Source organism: Bradyrhizobium genomosp. I (2014) (genome assembly GCF_000261685.1).
Taxonomy (GTDB): domain Bacteria; phylum Pseudomonadota; class Alphaproteobacteria; order Rhizobiales; family Xanthobacteraceae; genus Bradyrhizobium.
In genome coordinates, this window is record NZ_AJQE01000320.1 from 1 (window position 1) to 18,739 (window position 18,739).

Genomic DNA, 18,739 nt, shown 5'->3' on the forward strand with positions numbered 1-18,739 from the left:
GGGACCTGCACGAGCGGGCCTTCTTTGCCAGCCGATTCGCGATGAGCGACGTCAGCATCGTCCCGGTGCCGCATGCGCCGCTGATGGCCTCCAGCGCCGACTGCCCGGTGCTGATCACGCTCGGCGAGGACGGCTGGCTCAAGGCCGACCGGGTGCGTCAGCTGGTCCAGAACTCCCGGCTCGGCAGTTCGGATGTCATGCTGAAGGTGTTCACCGCGGCGGAGACGGGCGCGGCGCAGGCCCATGCGGACAATCCGAGCCTCGCCAACGAATATATCTTCGACTGGCTCGAATCGCGGCTCGGCGCCGCCGGGCGAATCTAGCTTCGCGTCAGAAGTCGAGAGTGAGGCGGACGCAGGCTTTTTCCAGACGGGTCTTCAGCGTCGCGAGCTTGGTGGTGAATTCGGTGAGCTCGGCCTCGTCGAACTCCTGGAAGACGAATTCCTTGATGGTCTTGTACTGCTCGTTGAGGCTCGCCAGGTGCTTCTGCGTCTTCTCGGTCAGGGACAGCCGGACCACGCGCGCGTCGGTCGGCGAGGGGCGGCGGCGCAGCAGGCCCTTCTTTTCGAGCAGCTTGGACTGGGTGGTGACGAAGGACGGATCGACGTGGAGGAGCTTGGACACGACGTTGACCGGGATGCCGTCGTCCTTGTCGAGGTCGGAGATGGCCATCAGGATCAGCCATTGCGGCCCGCTGATGCCGAGCGTCCTCGCCCAGAACTGGCGCAGCTCCTCGAGATACATGTTGATCGACGATATCTCCCAGGTAAAGCGCCTGATGATATCCAGGTTGCCGATGGTGCGCAGGCGCGCTCCCTCTTTCCTCGTCGCGGACACAGCGTCACTCCGTGAACCGATTGTTCAGGTCAGTGTTCGTGGAATGCCATAGTCCACGCAAGCCTGCTCTGACGCAAGTGCAGAGCAGGGTAATTTTGTCACTAAAACTACAAAGATGATCAGCTCAGCAGATTGGGCCCGGCGCGGTGTTGCGCGCGGGGCACAGGCTCGGCGAAACCAGAAAGCTGATCTAATAAAGTATTTTGATTAGCGGAACGGCGCAGGCATATTGCTTCGTGACGGTGGGGGGTACTCGATCGTCCCGTTGCAGGTGGTTCGCTCACGTCCCTCGCGTCGAAAGCGGGTGTGTCCGAAAGCGCAAAGCGGCCGAGCGGATTTGAGAGAGACGGGGATCTGGGGGGCCTCACGGTCCAGTCTCCGCAAGATGAGCAACTTGGAGGTTTTAAATGAGAATGGTGAAGAGCCTTTTGCTCGGCACTGCGGCGGGTCTGATCGCCGTCGGCGGAGCGCAGGCGGCCGATCTTCCGGTCAAGGCCAAGGCGGTCGAATACGTCAAGATCTGCTCGCTGTACGGCGCCGGCTTCTACTACATCCCGGGCAGCGACACCTGCATCAAGCTGGGCGGCTATCTGCGTGCCGAAGTGGCGCTCAACGCCGGCGGCAACTACAGCGCCCAGTACAACGGCGTCTCCGCGGCCAACAACCGCCTGACGAACTACTACTCAATGCGCGCTCGTGAGGATCTCAACATCGATACGCGCACCGCGACCGAGTACGGCGTGGTTCGCACCTATTTCGACGCGGTCTTCACCTGGACGACCGGCAGCTATGCCGGTGCCGGCACGGGTACCACCGCCTACGATTCAGCTCCGGCCGGAACGAGCGGTAACGGCTCGGTCTCGGGCGGTGCGCTCGGCGTCTATTATGCCTTCATCCAGTTCGCCGGCTTCACCATGGGTAAGTCGGTGTCGCAGTTCGACGCGCCCTGGATCAACTATCCCGGCAACAACTTCGACCAGCTGGTCGGCGGCAGTGGTTCGACCAACGGCGTCACCCAGTTCACCTACACGGCCGATTTCGGCCAGGGCGTGACGGCCGCGATTTCGGCGCAGGACCAGACTCAGTTCTTCACGACCAACCTCTGGAACACCGCCGGCATGAGCACCAGCGGCGTCCTCGGCGGCGCCTACGGCTCCAACGACATCGGCGGCACCCGGTCGCCCGACCTTGTCGGCATGGTCCGCGTCGACCAGGCCTGGGGCCTGTTCCAGGCGTCGGTTGCTGCGCATGACAATCACGTCGGCTACTACGGCGCCACCGAAACCACCGGCCATCCGGAAGACAAGTGGGGCTGGGCCGTCCAGCTCGCTCTGTCGATCAAGAACATTCCGACCGGCGCCGGCGACGTGATCAACATCTCGGGCGTCTACACCGACGGCGCGAGCCGCTACAACTTCCAGTCGCTGGCAGCGACCAGCTACTCGATGTTCGGCAGCTCGAACGCGGCGTATCAGAGCATCGGCTTCGCCGGCGTGTCTGACGCGGTGTTTGGCCCCGGCGGCAACCTCGAGCTGACCAAGACCTACGGCTTCCGCGGTGCCTACACCCACAACTGGAGCCCGTACTGGAACACCGCGCTCTATGGTGCGTGGGCCGCGGTCAACTACAGCAGCACCGCGAAGGGCCTGATCTGCGGCAGCGCCGCGTTCGCCACCCTGACCGGCACCTGCAACCCGGACTTCAACATCGGCCAGGTCGGTGTCATCACCCGCTGGACGCCGGTGAAGAACCTGACCTTCTCGGCCGACTTCACCTACAGCCATCTCGATCAGAAGTATTCGGGCGCAATCACGACCGGAGCACTGACGAGCGTGGCCAAGCCCGCGGCGACCTACGAGCTGAAGGACCAGGACACCTACAGCCTGCTGCTGCGCGCCCAGCGCAACTGGTAAGCTCGAAGGTTTCGGACTTGATGAAGCCCCGGCGGGAAACCGCCGGGGCTTTTTTGCAAGGAAGGGCATTCGGAAAATGGGCTGGCCTTTGCAGAGCACGAAGACGAGCCATGCGATTAGATCGCTCTCAAATTTATTTACTTACCTGAGTTACTAAGCTATATAGCCTTCAGCCAGATACGAAAGTTGCGGCTCTTAGCTTCATGCTAAGCCTCCAGAAACCTCCGGTGATGCCCCGCCGGAGGTTTTTTGTTTTTGGAGGACGGCGCAGCATCAGCCGCGCATCGCGCGAGCGCGGGTGTGCGGCCGGTAGGCGAGGCGGCTGTGACCGGCGCAATAGGGCTGGCCGTCGGGAGCAGTGTTGCCGCAGAAGCAGAAATCGTCTTCGCCCGGCGTCGAGATCGGCCATCGGCAGCGGTTCTCGGCAAGCTCCAGCAGCGAGCAGCGATTGGTCTCGTCGATGGGGGCTGCGGCCGCGGATGCGTCGGTCTCGCCATAGATCGTGGCGAGCATCTCATATTGCAGCCGAGGCACGGCCCGCGGGGCCCGCGGCGGCGCAAAGGCCCTGTCCTCGACCGTCCGGCCGCGCGTCAGATTCAGCCGGGACAACTTGCCGATCACGGCGTTGCGGCTGACGCCGATGTCGGCGGCGATCTCGCTGCAGGAGAGGCCGGCCTCGAAGTGCCGCTTCAACAGTTCAATGCGTTCGTCGGTCCAGGTTCGTGAAGAGATTGGCGAGAGAACAGGCATGTGGTGCGGTCCCAGGTTGCAGATGTCGGCCATCCGCCCGCTCGAGATCCGTCCGCCTCACGTCCGGCGCGCGCTCACGTCCTGCCATTGTCGCGGATCGAAAGAAGCCCGTCCTTGATGGCGAGACGGATGCCTTCCTCGATCAATGTCCGTGCGACGCCGGGAACGCTGGTGCCGTGGGTGCCCTGTCTCACCAGCTTCTCCAGATAGGCGATGGTCGAGAGCGCCAAGGTTACGGGAATACGGTCAGTCTCGGCTTTTTCGGTGGCCATGGCCCGAACGCTAGCCTCTTACTCGGGTACATAAAAGTAACGATTAAGACTCTATTTAGGTTCGGGGGCGGAAGTCAAATGCGGTCACAGGCCGCAGCTCAGCGCATTGGAATTATTTGGGAAAATTGGCGCACGGCGGCGCGCCGCGCGGAAGACCGGGCGGCGGCGTGGCGCGTGCAGCGCAGGAGGGGCGGGGCCGGCTCAGCCGTGCACGATCGCCTTTTCGATCATGCAATGGATGCCCTTGGCGCCGTTGACGGTCTGGGTCACCCTGAGGTCGGCGGCCAGGCTGCACAGCGTGTAGGCGTCTTCGCGCGACAGATTCCGCGTCTCGCCGAGCAGCGCGATCATGTCGCGCAGCGCGCGCACCACGCACTGGTCGAGATCGGGGTCCATCGCCATGGTCATGTAGTGCGTCGCCGTTTCGGCGCGCGGATAGTCGAGCCTGAAGTCCTTGCGCAGCGTCAGGCGGAAGCGGCCCTGTAGCGCGGTCTCGATCGCGGTGACGCAGACCTCGCCGTCGCCCTGCACGCCATGGCCGTCGCCGCAGGAGAACATCGCGCCCGGCACGAACACCGGCAAATAGAGCGTCGCACCCGCACCGAGCTCCTTGTTGTCGAGATTGCCGCCCATCGCGCGCGGGATCAGCGAGGAGATGCGGCCCCAGCCGGGGGGCGGCGATACGCCCATCACCCCGAAGAACGGCTTCAGAGGCAGGTCGAGGCCCCACGGCATGCGGCCGACCATCCGCGCCCGGTCGAGCGGGATGTTCAGGATGCGAGTCTCGTGGAAATCGTCGGGCAGGGTACCGGACAGCGGCTTGATCATGTTCCAGCCCCAATCCTGCCGGAGCTGGACGTCGAGGATCTCGACCGCGAGCACGTCGCCGGGCTCGGCGCCTTCGACCGCGATCGGACCGGTGAGGATGTGGCCGGGCAGCATGCGCTCGTTCTTCGCATGAACCTCGTGCATCTCGGGCGGAATGTGAAACTTGTCGCGGTCGGGCAGCATGTCGGGTCCGCCGCTGATGGTGTCGACCGTCACCTCGTCGCCGCTGGCGATGGTGAGGACGGGCTGAAGCGCGGCTTCGAAGAAGCCCCAATGGCAGGTTTCGGGGCTGGAATGCAGGTGATGATGGGTCATGTGCCTCGTCCGCTCGGTTTCATCAGCGCGGGCTTGACCCGGCGATCGATCCTCTTTCAAGAAGATTTCTGAAGATGGCGGGGCCGGTCAAGCCCTGCGCAGACAGGCACGATGATTTCAGCGAGGCTCTCCTGTTCTTTGTTCTTTCCAAGACCCTCGGCACCGCGCTGCTGCCGATCAATCTCCTGGTCGAGCTCGGAATCCTGTCCGTCGTGCTGATGGCCACGCGTTTTGCCGCGCTCGGCCGCAGGCTCGCGGTGATCACGCTGGTGGTGCTGGGGCTTGCGGCGTTCTCGCCGCTCGGCAATCTCCTGATCTATCCGCTGGAGTCGCGCTTTCCGGCGTGGGACCCGTCGCGCGGCGCGCCCGACGGCATCATCGTGCTCGGCGGCTCCGTCGACACCGATCTGTCGGCGGCGCACCGCACGCCGGTCGTCGCGCACGCGGCCGACCGTCTGCTTGCACCGGCCGAGCTCGCCCGCCGCTATCCGAACGCGCGTATCGTCTTCACCGGAGGCACGGCGAACCTGGTTTCGACCGAGGCGAGGGAGGCCGACTATTCTGCGCCGATCCTGGAGAATCTCGGCATACCGAAGCCGCGCCTGATCCTCGAACGTCACTCCCGCAACACCTGGGAGAACGCGATCTTCACCAGGAAACTGGTATCACCAAAGCCGGGCGAGCGCTGGCTCCTGGTGACGTCGGCCTTCCACATGCCGCGCTCGATGGGGATCTTCCGCAAGGCCGGATTTGACGTCGAGGCCTATCCCGTGGACTGGCGGATGGGGGGGCGTGACGATCTTTTTTCCTTCACCAATATCGGAGCGGACGGGCTGGGTCGAACCGACGTGGCCGTACGCGAGTGGATCGGCCTCGTGGCTTACCGTCTGACGGGCAGGACCGGCGAGTTGCTTCCGGGACCGGGCAAGGACTAGAACGAGGGTCGCAAAACAACAACACACGGCGCGCGATCGCCGGCCGGGAGGGACCGCCATGCAGGAGCAGAGCGCAGAGAGGATCGATCTTGCCGGACTCGTCGCCGACCTCAACAGCCTGCTGCGGCTGAAGACGACGGTGATCGGCATGAAGCTGTTCGCGCAAGCGGCCGAGATGGAGGCGATCTCGAAGATCCGGCGTCCGAACGCAATTCACACCACCGATCAGATCGTCAGCATGGCCGCGCGTCTCGGCTGGACCGTCGGCATCACCGCCGACGATCTCGTAGGCAGCCAGTGTCGCGCGGTGATCGGCCTTGCGCCGCAGGACGAGAAGTGGCTCGCCGGCGAAAGCTATGTCGGGGTCTGGCACGGCACGGCGGAAGACGCGCGCAAGCGCCAGGAGGCGTTGGACGTGGTGCCGTTCGGGCAGTATCAGGCGCTGGCCGTCAGCCCGCTCCAGAGCGGCCGGCTCGATCCGCCCGACATCTGCCTCGTCTATGCGACGCCGGGGCAGATGATCATCCTGATCAACGGGCTGCAATATACCGGCTACAAGAAGTTCGAATGGGGCGTCGTCGGCGAGACCGCTTGCGCAGATTCATGGGGGCGGGCGCTCAAGACCGGGGAGCCCAGCCTGTCCTTGCCATGCTATGCCGAACGGCGCTATGGCGGCGTGCCGGACGAGGAGATGCTGATGGCCTTGAAGCCTTCGCATCTCGCCAAGGCCGTTCAAGGCATGAAGGCGCTGGCCAAAAACGGCCTGCGCTATCCGATCCCGCCCTATGGCATTCAAAGCGACGTCCGTGCCGGCATGGGCGTGAGTTACGCGAAAAAGTAAGGGACGACCATGAGCTCTCGAGAATTCGACATCGTCGTCTACGGTGCGACCGGTTTCACCGGCCAGCTCGTCGCCGAATATCTGGCGGCGCATTACAAGGACGACAAGGCGCTGAAATGGACGATGGCGGGCCGCAGCCTCGACAAGCTGAAATCGGTGCGTGATGCCATCGGCGCGCCTGCCGACACGCCGCTGATCGTGGCGGATGCATCGGATGCGGCGTCGCTGAAGGCGATGGTGGCGCAGGCCAAATCGGTGATCACAACGGTTGGTCCGTATCAGTTCTACGGTGAGGAGCTGCTCGCGGCCTGCGTCGCTGCGGGTGCGGATTATTTCGATCTCTGCGGCGAGCCGGTCTGGATGCGGCAGATGATCGACAAGTACGGAGCGGCGGCCAAGACGAGCGGCGCGCGCATCGTGTTCTCGTGCGGCTATGATTCCGTGCCGTTCGAGCTCGGCACGTTCTTCGTGCAGGAAGAGGCCAGGCGCGTGTTCGGCGCGCCGGCTGCGCGCGTGAAGGGCCGCGTGCGCGACATGCGCGGCACGTTGTCAGGCGGCACCGCGGCGAGCGCGAAAGCGACCTTCGATGCGGTCGCCAAGGATCTCAGCCTCGTCGCCATTCTCAACGATCATTTCGCGCTGACGCCTGATTTCACCGGCCCGAAGCAGCCCAAGGGCAACCGGGCGGCTTACGAAGAGGATCTGCAATCCTGGGCCGCACCGTTCATGATGGCCCTGATCAACACGCGCAACGTCCATCGCTCCAACATGTTGATGGGCTTCCCCTATGGCCGCGAGTTCGTCTACGACGAGATGGTCCTGACCGGTCCCGGCGAGAAGGGCGAGGCCAATGCCAGGCGCGTGATGGCGGCGAACGCCGAGAAGACCGGACCGAACGCGCCGAAGCCGGGCGAGGGGCCTTCGAAGGAGGAGCGCGAGAAGGGCCTCTTCAATCTGCTGTACGTCGCGATCGCGCCCGACGGCCGCCAGGTCCGCGCCGGTGTCACCGGCGACCGCGATCCCGGCTACGGCTCGACCTCGAAGATGATCTCCGAATGCGCGATCTGCCTGCTGCGTGACGCAACGGATGTGCCGGGCGGAATCTGGACGCCGGGCGCAGCGATGCAGCACAAGCTGATCAAGCGGCTGCAGGACAATGCGGGGCTGACGTTCGAGGTGGAGAGCTGAGCGCGCAATGCGCACCAGGGACGGTGTCATCGCCCGCGAAAGCGGGCGATCCAGTATTCCAGAGGCGGCAGTGATTGAGTCGAGAGGCTGCGGCGTACTGGATGCCCCGGTCAAGCCGGGGCATGACAGGGGCGTGCGTGGCTACACCGTCCGCGCGTCGTACGCGTACATGAACTCCATGCTCTTCGATCCCATCGGCAGCAGCCATTTCAGCATCTGATTGCGCACCCACGCGCCGGTGGCGCTGAACTCGCGCTTGCTGTTGCCGTTGCGGCGGGCCATGGCGACGATCTTTTCGGTGCGGGGGCGGCGCTCGGCCTCGAAGGCCTGGAAGATGGCGCCGAGTTCCTGCCCCTCCTGGATCAGCCGCGCGAGGCGCATCGCGTCCTCCAGCGCGAGCGAGGCGCCCTGGCCCGCATGGGGACTGGTCGCGTGCGCGGCATCGCCGATCAAGAGCGAACGCTTGCGCGACCAGGTCGGCAGGGTCGCGACGTCGAGCGTGTCGGTCACCACGATGTTCTCGGCGGCCTCGATGATATCAGGGATTGGATCGTGCCAGCCGTGATGGAAGCCGCGCAGATGCTGCTTCAGCGTGGCCTTGTCGAGCGCGCGGAACATCGCCGCGTCCGTGCCGTGCGCGGGCTGGGTGCTCCACCACATCACGCCGTCGGTCGGATCGGGGCTGCAATAGCCGTAGCCGAAGAAGCCGCTCTGGCCGAACGTGGTCTCGACGCGCCGGCCGATCGGCCTGCCGTCGAGCACGGCGTGCGGCACGAAGCCGCCGAAGCCGACCAGCCCGGTGTCGAACGGCTGCGGCCCGTCCGGAACCACCTGGCGGCGCACCACCGAGTGCACGCCGTCGGCGCCGATCAGGAAGTCGCCTTCGGCGGTGGTGCCGTCGGCGAAGTAGGCGATGATCGGCTGGTCGCCGCGATCCTCGATCTTGATCAGGCGCTTCTCGAAATAGAGCGAGACGCAGGCGCACCAGGCCTTGTCGATCAGGATCTCGTTCAGCGTGGCGCGTGAGATGTTGACGGCCGGCTGGCCGAAGCGCCGGGCCATGTCGCGGTTGATCGAGCCGAGCTTCTCTCCGCCCTGCGAATAGAAGTCGAAGGCCTCCGCGACCGAGCCGCGGCTGATCAATTCGTTCGCAAGCCCGATCTCGTCCAAGACATGCATGCCGTTCGGCGCGATCTGGAGGCCGCCGCCGATGCCCTTCGAATAGGGCCAGGCCTCGTAGATCGCGGACTCGATGCCGGCGCGGCGCAGCAGGATCGCGACGACGGGCCCGGCGATGCCGGCGCCGATGATCAGGGCCTTGCGGGGACGATAGGACATGGCTTGCTCGCGACGTTTCCGTGGTGCTAGGAGAAATTACGGTCGCTAAATCTCTTAGTGGCTAAGATATATATCGAGTAAGAGAAGAGGTCGGCCTTGTCAAGGACGAAGGCGCGCGCTGCGCTGTTGCAGGAACTCGAAGAGGCGATGCGCAGGTCGTCCGCGCAGGGCGTGCTCTACGGCCAGACCGTTGCCAACGTTGCCGGAATTGCCAATTCCGACCTCGAATGCATGGACATCCTGTATCTCGAAGGCCGCGTCACCGCAGGGAGGCTCGCCGAGGTCACGGGCCTCACGACCGGCGCCATCACCGGCGTGATCGACCGGCTCGAGAAGGCGGGGCTGGTGCGTCGTGAGCGGGACGAGAAAGACCGCCGCAAGGTGTTTATTTCCGTCGTGCCGGAGAAGGCCATGAAGATCGGTGAGCTCTATGTGCCGATGCAGCAGGCGATGGAGAAGGTTTTCGGCGCCTATTCCGACGAGGAACTGCGCCTGCTGCTGCGTTTCGCCAACGAGGGCTACAAGGGCGTGCTCGCGGCGACAGAGGCCTTGAAGGGACTGCTCGATACGCCGCCGGAAAAGCGTCCCGATCTCAAGCTGAAGAAGCTTCGTCGCTAGCCGTCTTGTAGACCTGCGCTGCGGCGATCATGCCCCACATCGCGCCCAGCATCATCCAGAAGTGCCGCCAGTGGTCGGTGTCGATCACGAAGCTTTCGCCGACGGTGCCGAGGAAGGCGGAAAAGATCGCGAGATAGGCGCGCTGCCACGGCACACGGATGAAGATGTGCCGGAAACCCATGATGACGGTGGTGAAGACCAGCGCGGGATAGCACACGCCGGAGAGCCAGCCGCCGGACATGAAGGCGTTCAGGTAGGAGTTGTGGGTGTCCTCGGGGAAGAAGCGGTGGAATTGCAGGGGACCGATGCCGAACGGCAGATCCAGCGCCATCTGCGCACCCAGGATGTGGCGGCCGAAGCGGCCGAAGCGGCCTTCGTCATAGCTCTGGTCGAAGCTCGCGCGCTGCTTGAACATCTCGGCGGTGGAATCGAGCGACAGCAGCACCGCGATCAGAGCGAGCCCCAGCACCGCGGCGACGATTGCCATGATGATGATGCGCGAGCGCTGCGCGTTGGTGCGGCTGGTCAACACCATCAGGGCCAGCATGAAGGCGGAGGTCAGCACCAGTCCGCCCCAGGCGGCACGGGAGAAGGCGAGCAGGATCGCCAGCGACATGATGCCGAAGGCGATGACGTTGCGGAAGGCCTTGGCCAGCCTGTCCGAGACCGCGCTCTGAAGCGCGAACAGCGCCGGCAGGATCAGGAAGGCGCCGAGCACGTTCGGGTCCTTGAACGTGCCGCGCGCACGTCCGTAGAGCGTCAGGAGGTCGTTGCCGCCGGGAACCAGGTGGAAGTAGCCGGCGACCGCCGACAGCGAGGCAACCATCGCGCCGACCACGAGCCCGCGGCGGAGCATGTCGAGCCGGGCCGCCGTGTCCTCCGAGGTGACCATCGCGAAGAACACCACGGTCACGCCCATGTACCAGGAGGTCGCGATCCAGCTCACCACCTCGGACTGCTCGAACAGCGGGATTGCGCTGATCGTGTAGCCGATATTGAGCAGGACCAGCATTGCAGCCAGCGGCATCAGTACGAGCTTCAGCCGCAGGCCGGTGGCGAAGAAGGTGACGGTCGCGAGCAGCGTCGCGACCTCATAGGGGCTCGGCTCGATGAAGACGATCGCGCCGGAGGCGCCGACCAGCCACACCAGCGCGCGCTGCAGCGCCAGCACGCCGGGCGCAGCCGGTGCGGCTACGTTCACTCCATCGGCTGTCGCCGCATACACCATCAGATGCTCATACGCTTACGCAACTCTTAGACACAACTTCCGCCGTCATGCCCCGCGAAGGCGGGGCATCCAGTATTCCGAGCCGTTCGTGGCAGTTCGCGCTGCCGGTGATTACTGGATCGCCCGGTCAAGCCGGGCGATGACAGCGTGACTCGGGGGTCGCAAATTCAATACGCGTTCTCGTTCTTGGTCAGCAGCGAGATCGGCGTCTTCAGGAGGATGTAGAGGTCGAACAGCACCGACCAGTTCTCGATGTAATAGAGGTCGAACTCGACGCGCTTCTGGATCTTCTCTTCGTTGTCGATCTCGCCGCGCCAGCCGTTGATCTGGGCCCAGCCGGTGATGCCCGGCTTGACGCGGTGGCGGGCGAAATAGCCGTCGACGGCTTCGTCGAACAGACGGCTCTGGAGCTTGCCCTGCACCGCATGCGGGCGCGGGCCGACCAGGGAGAGATTGCCGGCGAACACCACGTTGAAGAGCTGCGGCAACTCGTCGAGGCTGGTCTTGCGGATGAAGCGGCCGACGCGGGTGACGCGCGGATCGTTCTTGGTCACGACCTTCGAGGCGGTCGGATCGGCCTGATGGTGGTACATCGAGCGGAACTTGTAGACATCGATCCGCTCGTTGTTGAAGCCGAAGCGCTTCTGGCGGAACAGCACGGGGCCGGGGCTGTCGAGCTTCACCGCCAGCGCCACCAGTCCCATCACCGGCAACGCTGCCAGCAGCGCGAGGCTGCCGACGACGCGGTCGAACAGCCACTTCATCACCAGGTCCCAGTCGGTGATCGGCGCCTCGAACACGTCGAGCGTCGGCACCTCGCCGAGATAGGAATAGGAACGGGGGCGGAAGCGCAGCTTGTTGGTGTGCGCGGAAAGGCGGATGTCGACCGGCAGCACCCAGAGCTTCTTCAGCATCTCCAGGATGCGCGTTTCCGCCGAAATCGGCAGCGCAAACAGCACGAGGTCCACGCGGGTGCGGCGGGCGAACTCGACGATGTCGTCGACCTTGCCGAGCTTGCGGGCGCCGGCGCAGGTGTCGAGCGCGCGGCTGTCGTTGCGGTCGTCGAACACGCCGAGCACGTGGATGTCGGAATCCTGCTGCGCCTTCAGCGCCTCGACCAGTTGCTCGCCGTTGCTGTCGGAGCCGACGATGATGGTCCGGCGATCGAGCCGGCCCTGGCGCGCCCAGCCGCGCACCAGCGAGCGCAGCACCAGACGCCCGGCAATCAGCGCGGCGAGCCCGAGAAAGTAGAAGGCGGCCAGCCACAGCCGCGAGATATCGCTGCCGTACTTGGCGAAAAAGGAGATGCCGATGAACAGCAGGAAGACGAACGACCAGGACGAGATCATGCGCGTCATCTGCCGGAGCTGACCACGGAACAGCTGCACCTGGTAGATGTCGGCAGCCTGGAAGCAGACCACGGCGGCGACCGCGACGGCGACGACCTCGGCGGGATAAATCCAGCTGAAGGCGCCGGAGAGCGGCATGACATAGCCGACATAGAGCGCGATGCCGACGAGGCTCAGCAGCGCGAAATCGGCCAGGCGAACGAAGCCGGCGATCACGATCGGCGAATAGGCGCGGGCGACCTTCTGGTTGACCACTTCGAGCGCGGCAGGCGAGAGCCGGCGGCGGCGCTCCACGAAGGGCTGGTCAACGGGTTTTGCCGCGGCGCTGGTCGCGGCATCGAGCATCGAGCGTGCGTTGAGCGGTTCCACCGGCGTCCACGTCCATTCCAGAAGCCCGCGGCACGGCCTTGCGCGCCCGGGCAAGCATCCCCTGGCGCTTCGATTATCGAACAAATCGGAAGATTTTCTAAAACGGGCTCAAGGATGGTTAATGATTGGCAAATGCGTCGCGATAGCCGGCGAGCACGCCCTCGACCATCGCGGCTTGCGAGAAATGCGCCGAGATGCGCTCGCGCAAGGACGCCGCGCGCTTTGCCGTCGTTTGCGGATCGTCCAGCGCAGCGGCGATCGCCTCCGCCATGGCCTCGGGATTGCTCGGCGCAAACAAAGCGGGGCTGTCGGAGCCGAAGATCTCGGGAATGCCGCCGATGCGGGACGCGATCATCGGAATGCCGGCGGCACCCGCCTCGATCACGACGTAAGGCATGGAATCGCCGCGCGAGGGGACGACCAGCAGCCGCCCCTTGGAGAAGCCGTAGCGCGGCTTGACATGACCGATGAAGCGGATGGCACTGGTGAGGCCGAGCCTCTCGACCTGCGCTTTCAGCGCCGCCGTTTCCTCGCCGTCGCCGCCGAGCGTCAGCGTGATCTTCTTGCCGCCGGCATGCAGCTGCGCCACGGCATCGACCAGCAGATCCGCGCCCTTGATGTGCCGGAACTCGCCGACATAGGCGAGGTCGGTGGCGTCGTCGGCCGTCACGACGGGCTCGAATTCCTCGGGAGTGACGCCATTGAAGACGCAGCGCACCACGCCCTTGGGCGTGCCGACGATGCGTTGATAGGTGTCGCGGGCAAATGCGCTCTCGAACAGGAACAGGTCGGTCGAATCCATCAACGCGCGCTCGAGCCGCGCGTAGAACTCGCCCTTGAAGGTGTTGAGGGGATAATGCAGCGAGCCGCCATGCGGGGTGTAGATGCGGATGGCGTCGTCGGAGCGCCGCCGCATGCGGATGAAGGCGCCGGCCTTGGCGCCGTGACCGTGCATCACGTCGGGCTTGAGCGCGGCGATCAGGCGCCGCATGCGAAACCACACCAGGACATCGTCGGGCGATGGCTCGCGGCGGATCGCCATCCGGTGCACGCCGAGCTTCAGCCGCGGTGCGAGCTCGGCAAGCGCCTTGTCGGCGCGTTCGCCGCCGGTCAGGCTGTCGGCGAGAATGCCGACATGATGGCCGCGATCGACCTGGCCGTTGGCGACGTCGAGGATGTGGCGGAAAATGCCGCCGACCGGAGCACGCACGGCGTGCAGGATGCGAAGCGGCCGGTCGGGAGAGGGGGGCATGATCAAAACCAGCTCGACGGCGACTGCCGAACAATTCTCACGAAATAATCGAGGAGGATTAAGGGCCTTCGTGGTTAACAAAAGGTGACGAGCGCGCATGCGCCGGTCGTCGCGATTAACCCAGCGGCAACCTTAATGGAGTGTAATCGCCCCGATTGAGGTAGAGTCGCAGCGTTGCCCTGCGGGAGTGTTCGATGCGTTTAGCGTTCTGGCGTGCCGGCAAGGACAAGGCGGTGATCGAGCGGGCTGTCTCCAAGCCGAAGCCCAAACCCGCGCCCAAGATCGAAGTCGAGATCGAAGCCAAGGTTGAAGCAAGCCCTGCGCCCGTCATCGCGAAGCAGGCGCAAGTCGAATCCGGCGACATCGACCTGCACGCGCTCGGCGCGGCATTGGCGCGCAAGCGCGGCTGGATCATCGTGCCGACGGTGCTGGCGCTCGTTGCGTCCCTCGCAATCGTCAATCTCGTCACGCCGCGCTACAAGTCTGAAGCCCGCATCCTGATCGACGGCCGCGAGAACGTGTTCCTGCGCCCGAACAGCGATCGCACCGAGGAGCGGCAGGCGCTCGACGCCGAGGCCGTCACCAGCCAGGTGCAGCTGGTGTTGTCGCGCGATCTCGCGCGCGAGATCATCAAGAAGAACAAGCTCGCGGAACGCCCCGAATTCGACCCGGTGCTGCAGGGCGTCTCGCCGCTGAAGTCGCTTGCCGCGCTCATCGGTATCGCCCGCGATCCGTTCTCGATGACGCCGGAAGAGCGCGTGCTCGATGCTTACTACGAACGCCTCCAGGCCTATGCGGTCGACAAGTCGCGCGTGATCGTGGTCGAATTCCAGTCCGCCGATCCCGAGCTTGCCGCCCGCGTCGCCAATTCGATCGCCGACGGCTATCTCGTGCTCCAGCAGGGCGTGCGCCAGGAGCAGGCCAGGAACGCCAGCCAGTGGCTGGCCGGCGAGATCGAGAACTTGCGCAAGAAGGTGTCCGAGGCCGAGGCCAGGGTCGAGGACTTCCGTTCCAAGTCGAGCCTGTTCGTCGGGACCAACAACACCACGCTGTCGAACCAGCAGATGGGTGAGGTGAACACCCAGCTCAACAACGCGCGCTCGATGAAGGCGGATGCGGAATCGAAGGCGCGGCTAATCAAGGAGATGCTCCAGAGTGGCAAGCCGATCGAGGCATCCGAGGTCGTGAACTCCGAATTGATGCGGCGGCTGTCGGAGCAACGGGTGACGCTGCGCGCGCAGCTCGCCGAGCAGTCATCGACGCTGCTTGGCAATCATCCGCGGATCAAGGAGCTGAAGGCGCAGCTTGGCGACCTCGACAATCAAATTCGCGATGAGGCGGCCAAGATCTCGCGCTCGCTGGAGAACGACGCCCGGATCGCCAGCGGCCGGGTCGACGGACTGACGACGAGCCTCGAGCAGCTCAAGAAGCAGGCGGCCTCGACCAACGGCCAGGATGTCCAGCTCCGGGCGCTGGAGCGCGAAGCCAAGGCGCAGCGCGATCTGCTCGAGACCTATCTCGCCAAGTATCGCGAGGCCAATACCCGCGAGACCATCGACACTGCGCCGACGGATGGCCGCATCATCTCGCGCGCCATCGTCTCCAACACGCCGGCCTATCCGAAGAAGCTGCCGATCGTTCTGATCGCGACCATCGCGACGCTGCTGCTCTCGTCCGGTGTCGTCGTCACCGGGGAGCTGTTGCGTCAGACCGCGCCGCGCGCGGCGGCTGTGTTCACGCCGGCACGGGCGCAAGCCCAGGCGGCGGTTCGGCAGGAACCATTCGTCCAGCCGGTGGTCGAGCCGGCCGTCGAACCCGCCGTCGAACCCGTCATGGAGGAGCCTGCGCCGCTTCAGCCGGAGATGGCGGCCGACGCCGGTGTGACGGAGTTTACCGAGATCGAGCATCTCGCCGACGGCCTGCGTGCCGCGGGCGCGGCGGCGAAGAAGGTCACAGTGCTCGGCACGGCGCCCGGCGAAGCCATCACGCTGTCGACGTTGACGCTCGCCCGGCACCTGGCGCGCGATGCCCGCATCGTCGTCGTCGATCTCGCGGCGTCCTCGCCGACCATTGCCGCGGTGTCCGTCGATGCGTCGGCTCCGGGCCTTGCCGAACTGATGCAGGGCGAGGCGTCGTTCACGCAAATCATCACCCGGGACAAGCTGTCGCGGCTGCATCTGGTCATGGCCGGGCGTCCCGGCTTCGACCGCAGCCTGCTGCAATCGCCGCGTGTGGCGCTCGCGATCGACGCGCTGCTGCGCGCCTACGATCACGTGCTGATCGACGCCGGCAGCGCCTCCGACCTTCCGGCCGAACTGCTGACGGCGCATGCCCGCGCCGTCGTGGTGCCCGATGCCTCGATGGCACCCGATGCGCGCACGTTGATGTGCGAGCAGCTGAAGGCTGTCGGCTTCAGCGAAGTGACGTTGCTGAGCAAGCCGGTGCAGCCGTCGGATGCGATGGAAGCGCCGCGCGTGGTGGCGGCGTAGGCGAGAGAAGTCTTCGTCGGTCTCCTTCAGTTTCCGTGAAGCGTCTCTCTTACCATCCCCTGGAGGGGGAGGGTCGATCGCGCGCCGCGCGAGCGGGGTGGGGTGATCTCTCCCCACGGGTTCTGTTGGGAGTGGGAAGACCGTCACCCCACTCCGTTACGCATTTCGCTTCGCTGCATGCGTAACGACCCTCCCCCTCCAGGGGAGGGTAAGAGCAACTCCCTGGTGGAGAATACTTACCCGAACGCCTGCCGCAGCCGTCGGGCCATATCGAACAGCATCTGGTTCTGTTTCACCAGCCGCTTGCCGCGGCTGAGCGAGGACATCGCCATTGCCGCGAGCTTGCCGCGGGAGGTCAGGGGCACGAAGCTGTCGAAGATGTCCTCGTCGTCCTTGCAGAACATCCGCTTGTAGTCGTCCGAACCGATGCCGAGGTCGAGCGAGCGGTAGCCGCGTTCGGCGCAGTGATCGATGATGTAGCGCATCAGGATCAGGCCGGGGCTGTAGCGGGCGTGTTCGGACATCGTATAGGTGTTGAACATCATCGAGAAGCGCTCGCCGTCGGCGACGCCGGCGAAGATCGCGATCACCTCGTCGTCGCATTCCAGCGCATGGATGTCGATGACGCGGCCTTCACCGCGCGGCGCAAGGCAGGCGCCGCGGACGAACTGTTCGACGCCGGGCTCGGCGAAGACGTTCGGGAGTTTCTGCTCTGCCATCCGCACCGGCTTGACGCGGAAGAACCAGTCGAGCAGGCGGGTGATGTCTGCGTCTGACGTGGCCAGGTGATAGCGATAGCCGGCGAGTGACTGAAGCTTCTTTTCCTTGCTCTTGAGTCGGCGGCGGAGCGAATTGCTGATCCGCGATGCCGGCGGTTCGCCCGGCTCCATCACCAGCCGCGGACAGCCGTTGATCGCGCTCTGTCGCGGCAGTAGCGCAAACGGGTTCCGCTGGTCGTGCCAGCGCAGCGGCTGCTGCGTCAGCATGAGCACGTCGACATGCTCGCGCAGCGGCGCAAGCAGTTCGTCGAGATCGGCGCTGGCGGCCTGCGTCGCGAACTCGGCATTCCACAGGCCCATATTGAAGGTCGTATGCTTGCCGCCCATGAAGCAGGCCACGCGTACGCCGTGGCTTTGGCGTTGCGAGAGCGGCAGCAGAAGCAGCGGCTGGCGCTCGGCATCGCGCGCGATCACGATGAACGGCCGGGCACCTTCATGGGCGCCCACCAGGCTTTGCCACCGGCCGAGCAGATCGAAGCGTTGGTAGGGCGTGAAGAGATCGCCGTTCGCCTCGAAGGCACGCCAGATCGCCTCGGCCTCGGCGAGATCGGTGATGATATCGACCTGCGCGATACGGCTCGCTTTCGACCGCGCTGGCGCTTCTGCCGTCCGGCTTTGCATCGCCGCAGCCATGGTCATTCGCGGAACCTGTCGAGAAATCGAAAATACGTATTTCGGCCTGTGGTCGACCTTTGCAAACAAAGGTCAACAAAGGGTAATGACGATGGAAGAGCCAACGGGCGCCGTCGAGCGCGAAGGGTGGGATCTTGGCATCCGACGACAGATGGCTGGAACGGCTGCGGCTCGAGCTGGCCTGGTTCACCGGTCAGGCCGTGCTGCGCAGTCGCGGTGCCGGCGCCATCCTGCGCCTTGCGCATGTGCGGCCGCGGCGGCGCGGATTTCAGCCGCTGCGCGCGCACGAGATCACGCCGCAATTTCTCGACCTCGCCATTGGCGCGCTGAAGCGGTGGAAATACGATTTCCTCGGCATGGACGAGGTCTGCCGGCGCGCGGTGACGCTGCCGGAGCAGCGTCGCTTCGTGGCGCTGACCTTCGATGGCGCCAACAAGGATCTAATCAATTTCGCCTATCCGGTGCTGACGCGCCATGCCGTACCTTTTTCGATCTATGTGCCCACCGCCTTTCCCGACGGCGTCGGCGAGGCCTGGTGGCTCGGGCTCGAACAGGTGATCGCGCGTGAGGACCGCATCAGCCTGATGATGGGCGAGAAGGAGCAGCGCTTCACCGTCACCGACAATGCCGAGAAGCAGGCGCTGTTTTCGTATCTCGAGAGCTGGCTGCGTTCGCTGCCGCCGGCGGATTTGTCGGCCGCGGTCGCCGATCTCTGCACGCGCTACCGGATCGACCTCGCCGCGCTCTCGCGCGAGGCGTCGATGGATTGGGAGGATCTGGCGACGCTGGCCGCCGATCCGCTCGT

General features: G+C 65.0%; 15 protein-coding genes and 2 pseudogenes. 8 read left to right on the forward strand and 9 right to left on the reverse strand.

Annotated elements, in window-relative coordinates; all coding sequences use genetic code 11:
* Positions 1-323 (forward strand): annotated as a pseudogene (locus tag IC50_RS29090) (alpha/beta hydrolase family protein); the annotation flags it as partial.
* Positions 324-330: 7 nt separating this feature from the next.
* Here IC50_RS29090 and IC50_RS29095 read toward each other — a convergent pair.
* Positions 331-837, reverse strand: a complete 507-nt coding sequence (locus IC50_RS29095; RefSeq protein ID WP_035712871.1) for a MarR family winged helix-turn-helix transcriptional regulator — start codon at positions 835-837, stop codon at positions 331-333.
* Between the two features lie 407 nt (positions 838-1,244).
* On the opposite strand from IC50_RS29095, the gene IC50_RS29100 reads away from it, so the two are divergent.
* Entirely contained in the window at positions 1,245-2,750 is a 1,506-nt protein-coding gene (locus IC50_RS29100; protein WP_035712873.1) for a porin, read from the forward strand.
* Positions 2,751-3,023: 273 nt separating this feature from the next.
* Here IC50_RS29100 and IC50_RS29105 read toward each other — a convergent pair whose 3' ends face one another.
* The 3 genes from IC50_RS29105 to IC50_RS29115 form a co-directional block, all read right to left on the reverse strand.
* Complete coding sequence (locus IC50_RS29105) at positions 3,024-3,500, reverse strand: GcrA family cell cycle regulator (protein ID WP_035712899.1); 477 nt, start codon at positions 3,498-3,500, stop codon at positions 3,024-3,026.
* Between the two features lie 74 nt (positions 3,501-3,574).
* Complete coding sequence (locus IC50_RS29110; RefSeq protein ID WP_024341172.1) at positions 3,575-3,772, reverse strand: hypothetical protein; 198 nt, start codon at positions 3,770-3,772, stop codon at positions 3,575-3,577.
* Between the two features lie 201 nt (positions 3,773-3,973).
* Positions 3,974-4,915 (reverse strand): acetamidase/formamidase family protein, encoded by a 942-nt coding sequence (locus tag IC50_RS29115; protein WP_035712876.1) that lies wholly within the window; start codon positions 4,913-4,915, stop codon positions 3,974-3,976.
* Between the two features lie 167 nt (positions 4,916-5,082).
* Here IC50_RS29115 and IC50_RS29120 point away from each other — a divergent pair, with 167 nt between their 5' ends.
* Genes IC50_RS29120 through IC50_RS29130 form a run of 3 tightly spaced genes read left to right on the forward strand, consistent with a single transcriptional unit; the run spans position 5,083 to position 7,879 of the window.
* A complete protein-coding gene (locus IC50_RS29120) occupies positions 5,083-5,850 on the forward strand; it encodes a YdcF family protein (protein ID WP_035712902.1) in 768 nt (255 codons plus the stop codon).
* A 58-nt stretch (positions 5,851-5,908) separates the two neighbouring features.
* Positions 5,909-6,691: a DUF169 domain-containing protein gene (locus IC50_RS29125; protein WP_035712879.1), complete on the forward strand. Its 783-nt coding sequence runs from the start codon at positions 5,909-5,911 to the stop codon at positions 6,689-6,691.
* Positions 6,692-6,700: 9 nt separating this feature from the next.
* The gene (locus tag IC50_RS29130) at positions 6,701-7,879 is read left to right on the forward strand and encodes a saccharopine dehydrogenase family protein (protein WP_035712881.1); all 1,179 of its coding nucleotides are present in this window, start codon (positions 6,701-6,703) and stop codon (positions 7,877-7,879) included.
* A 141-nt stretch (positions 7,880-8,020) separates the two neighbouring features.
* Here IC50_RS29130 and IC50_RS29135 read toward each other — a convergent pair whose 3' ends face one another.
* On the reverse strand, positions 8,021-9,217 hold the full coding sequence (locus IC50_RS29135; RefSeq protein WP_035712883.1) for an FAD-dependent monooxygenase: 1,197 nt from the start codon (positions 9,215-9,217) through the stop codon (positions 8,021-8,023).
* A gap of 147 nt (positions 9,218-9,364) precedes the next feature.
* Here IC50_RS29135 and IC50_RS29140 point away from each other — a divergent pair, with 147 nt between their 5' ends.
* Positions 9,365-9,835: a MarR family transcriptional regulator gene (locus IC50_RS29140; protein ID WP_050991142.1), complete on the forward strand. Its 471-nt coding sequence runs from the start codon at positions 9,365-9,367 to the stop codon at positions 9,833-9,835.
* On the opposite strand, the gene IC50_RS29145 is transcribed toward IC50_RS29140, so the two are convergent.
* The 3 genes from IC50_RS29145 to IC50_RS29155 form a co-directional block, all read right to left on the reverse strand.
* On the reverse strand, positions 9,810-11,063 hold the full coding sequence (locus IC50_RS29145; protein WP_035712888.1) for an O-antigen ligase family protein: 1,254 nt from the start codon (positions 11,061-11,063) through the stop codon (positions 9,810-9,812). The two genes, IC50_RS29140 and IC50_RS29145, sit on opposite strands and share 26 nt — an antisense overlap.
* A gap of 167 nt (positions 11,064-11,230) precedes the next feature.
* Positions 11,231-12,781, reverse strand: coding sequence for an undecaprenyl-phosphate glucose phosphotransferase (locus IC50_RS29150; RefSeq protein ID WP_035712890.1), 1,551 nt, complete (start codon positions 12,779-12,781; stop codon positions 11,231-11,233).
* A 118-nt stretch (positions 12,782-12,899) separates the two neighbouring features.
* Positions 12,900-14,033 carry a glycosyltransferase family 4 protein gene (locus IC50_RS29155; RefSeq protein WP_035712905.1) on the reverse strand — a complete coding sequence of 378 codons (1,134 nt, stop codon included), beginning with the start codon at positions 14,031-14,033 and terminating at the stop codon, positions 12,900-12,902.
* Positions 14,034-14,227: 194 nt separating this feature from the next.
* On the opposite strand from IC50_RS29155, the gene IC50_RS29160 reads away from it, so the two are divergent.
* Complete coding sequence (locus IC50_RS29160; RefSeq protein WP_035712892.1) at positions 14,228-16,522, forward strand: GumC family protein; 2,295 nt, start codon at positions 14,228-14,230, stop codon at positions 16,520-16,522.
* Positions 16,523-16,758: 236 nt separating this feature from the next.
* Here IC50_RS29160 and IC50_RS29165 read toward each other — a convergent pair whose 3' ends face one another.
* Positions 16,759-17,940 carry a GNAT family N-acetyltransferase gene (locus IC50_RS29165; RefSeq protein WP_035712894.1) on the reverse strand — a complete coding sequence of 394 codons (1,182 nt, stop codon included), beginning with the start codon at positions 17,938-17,940 and terminating at the stop codon, positions 16,759-16,761.
* Between the two features lie 128 nt (positions 17,941-18,068).
* Between IC50_RS29165 and IC50_RS29170 the strand changes: the two are divergent.
* A pseudogene (locus IC50_RS29170) lies at positions 18,069-18,739 on the forward strand (polysaccharide deacetylase family protein); the annotation flags it as partial.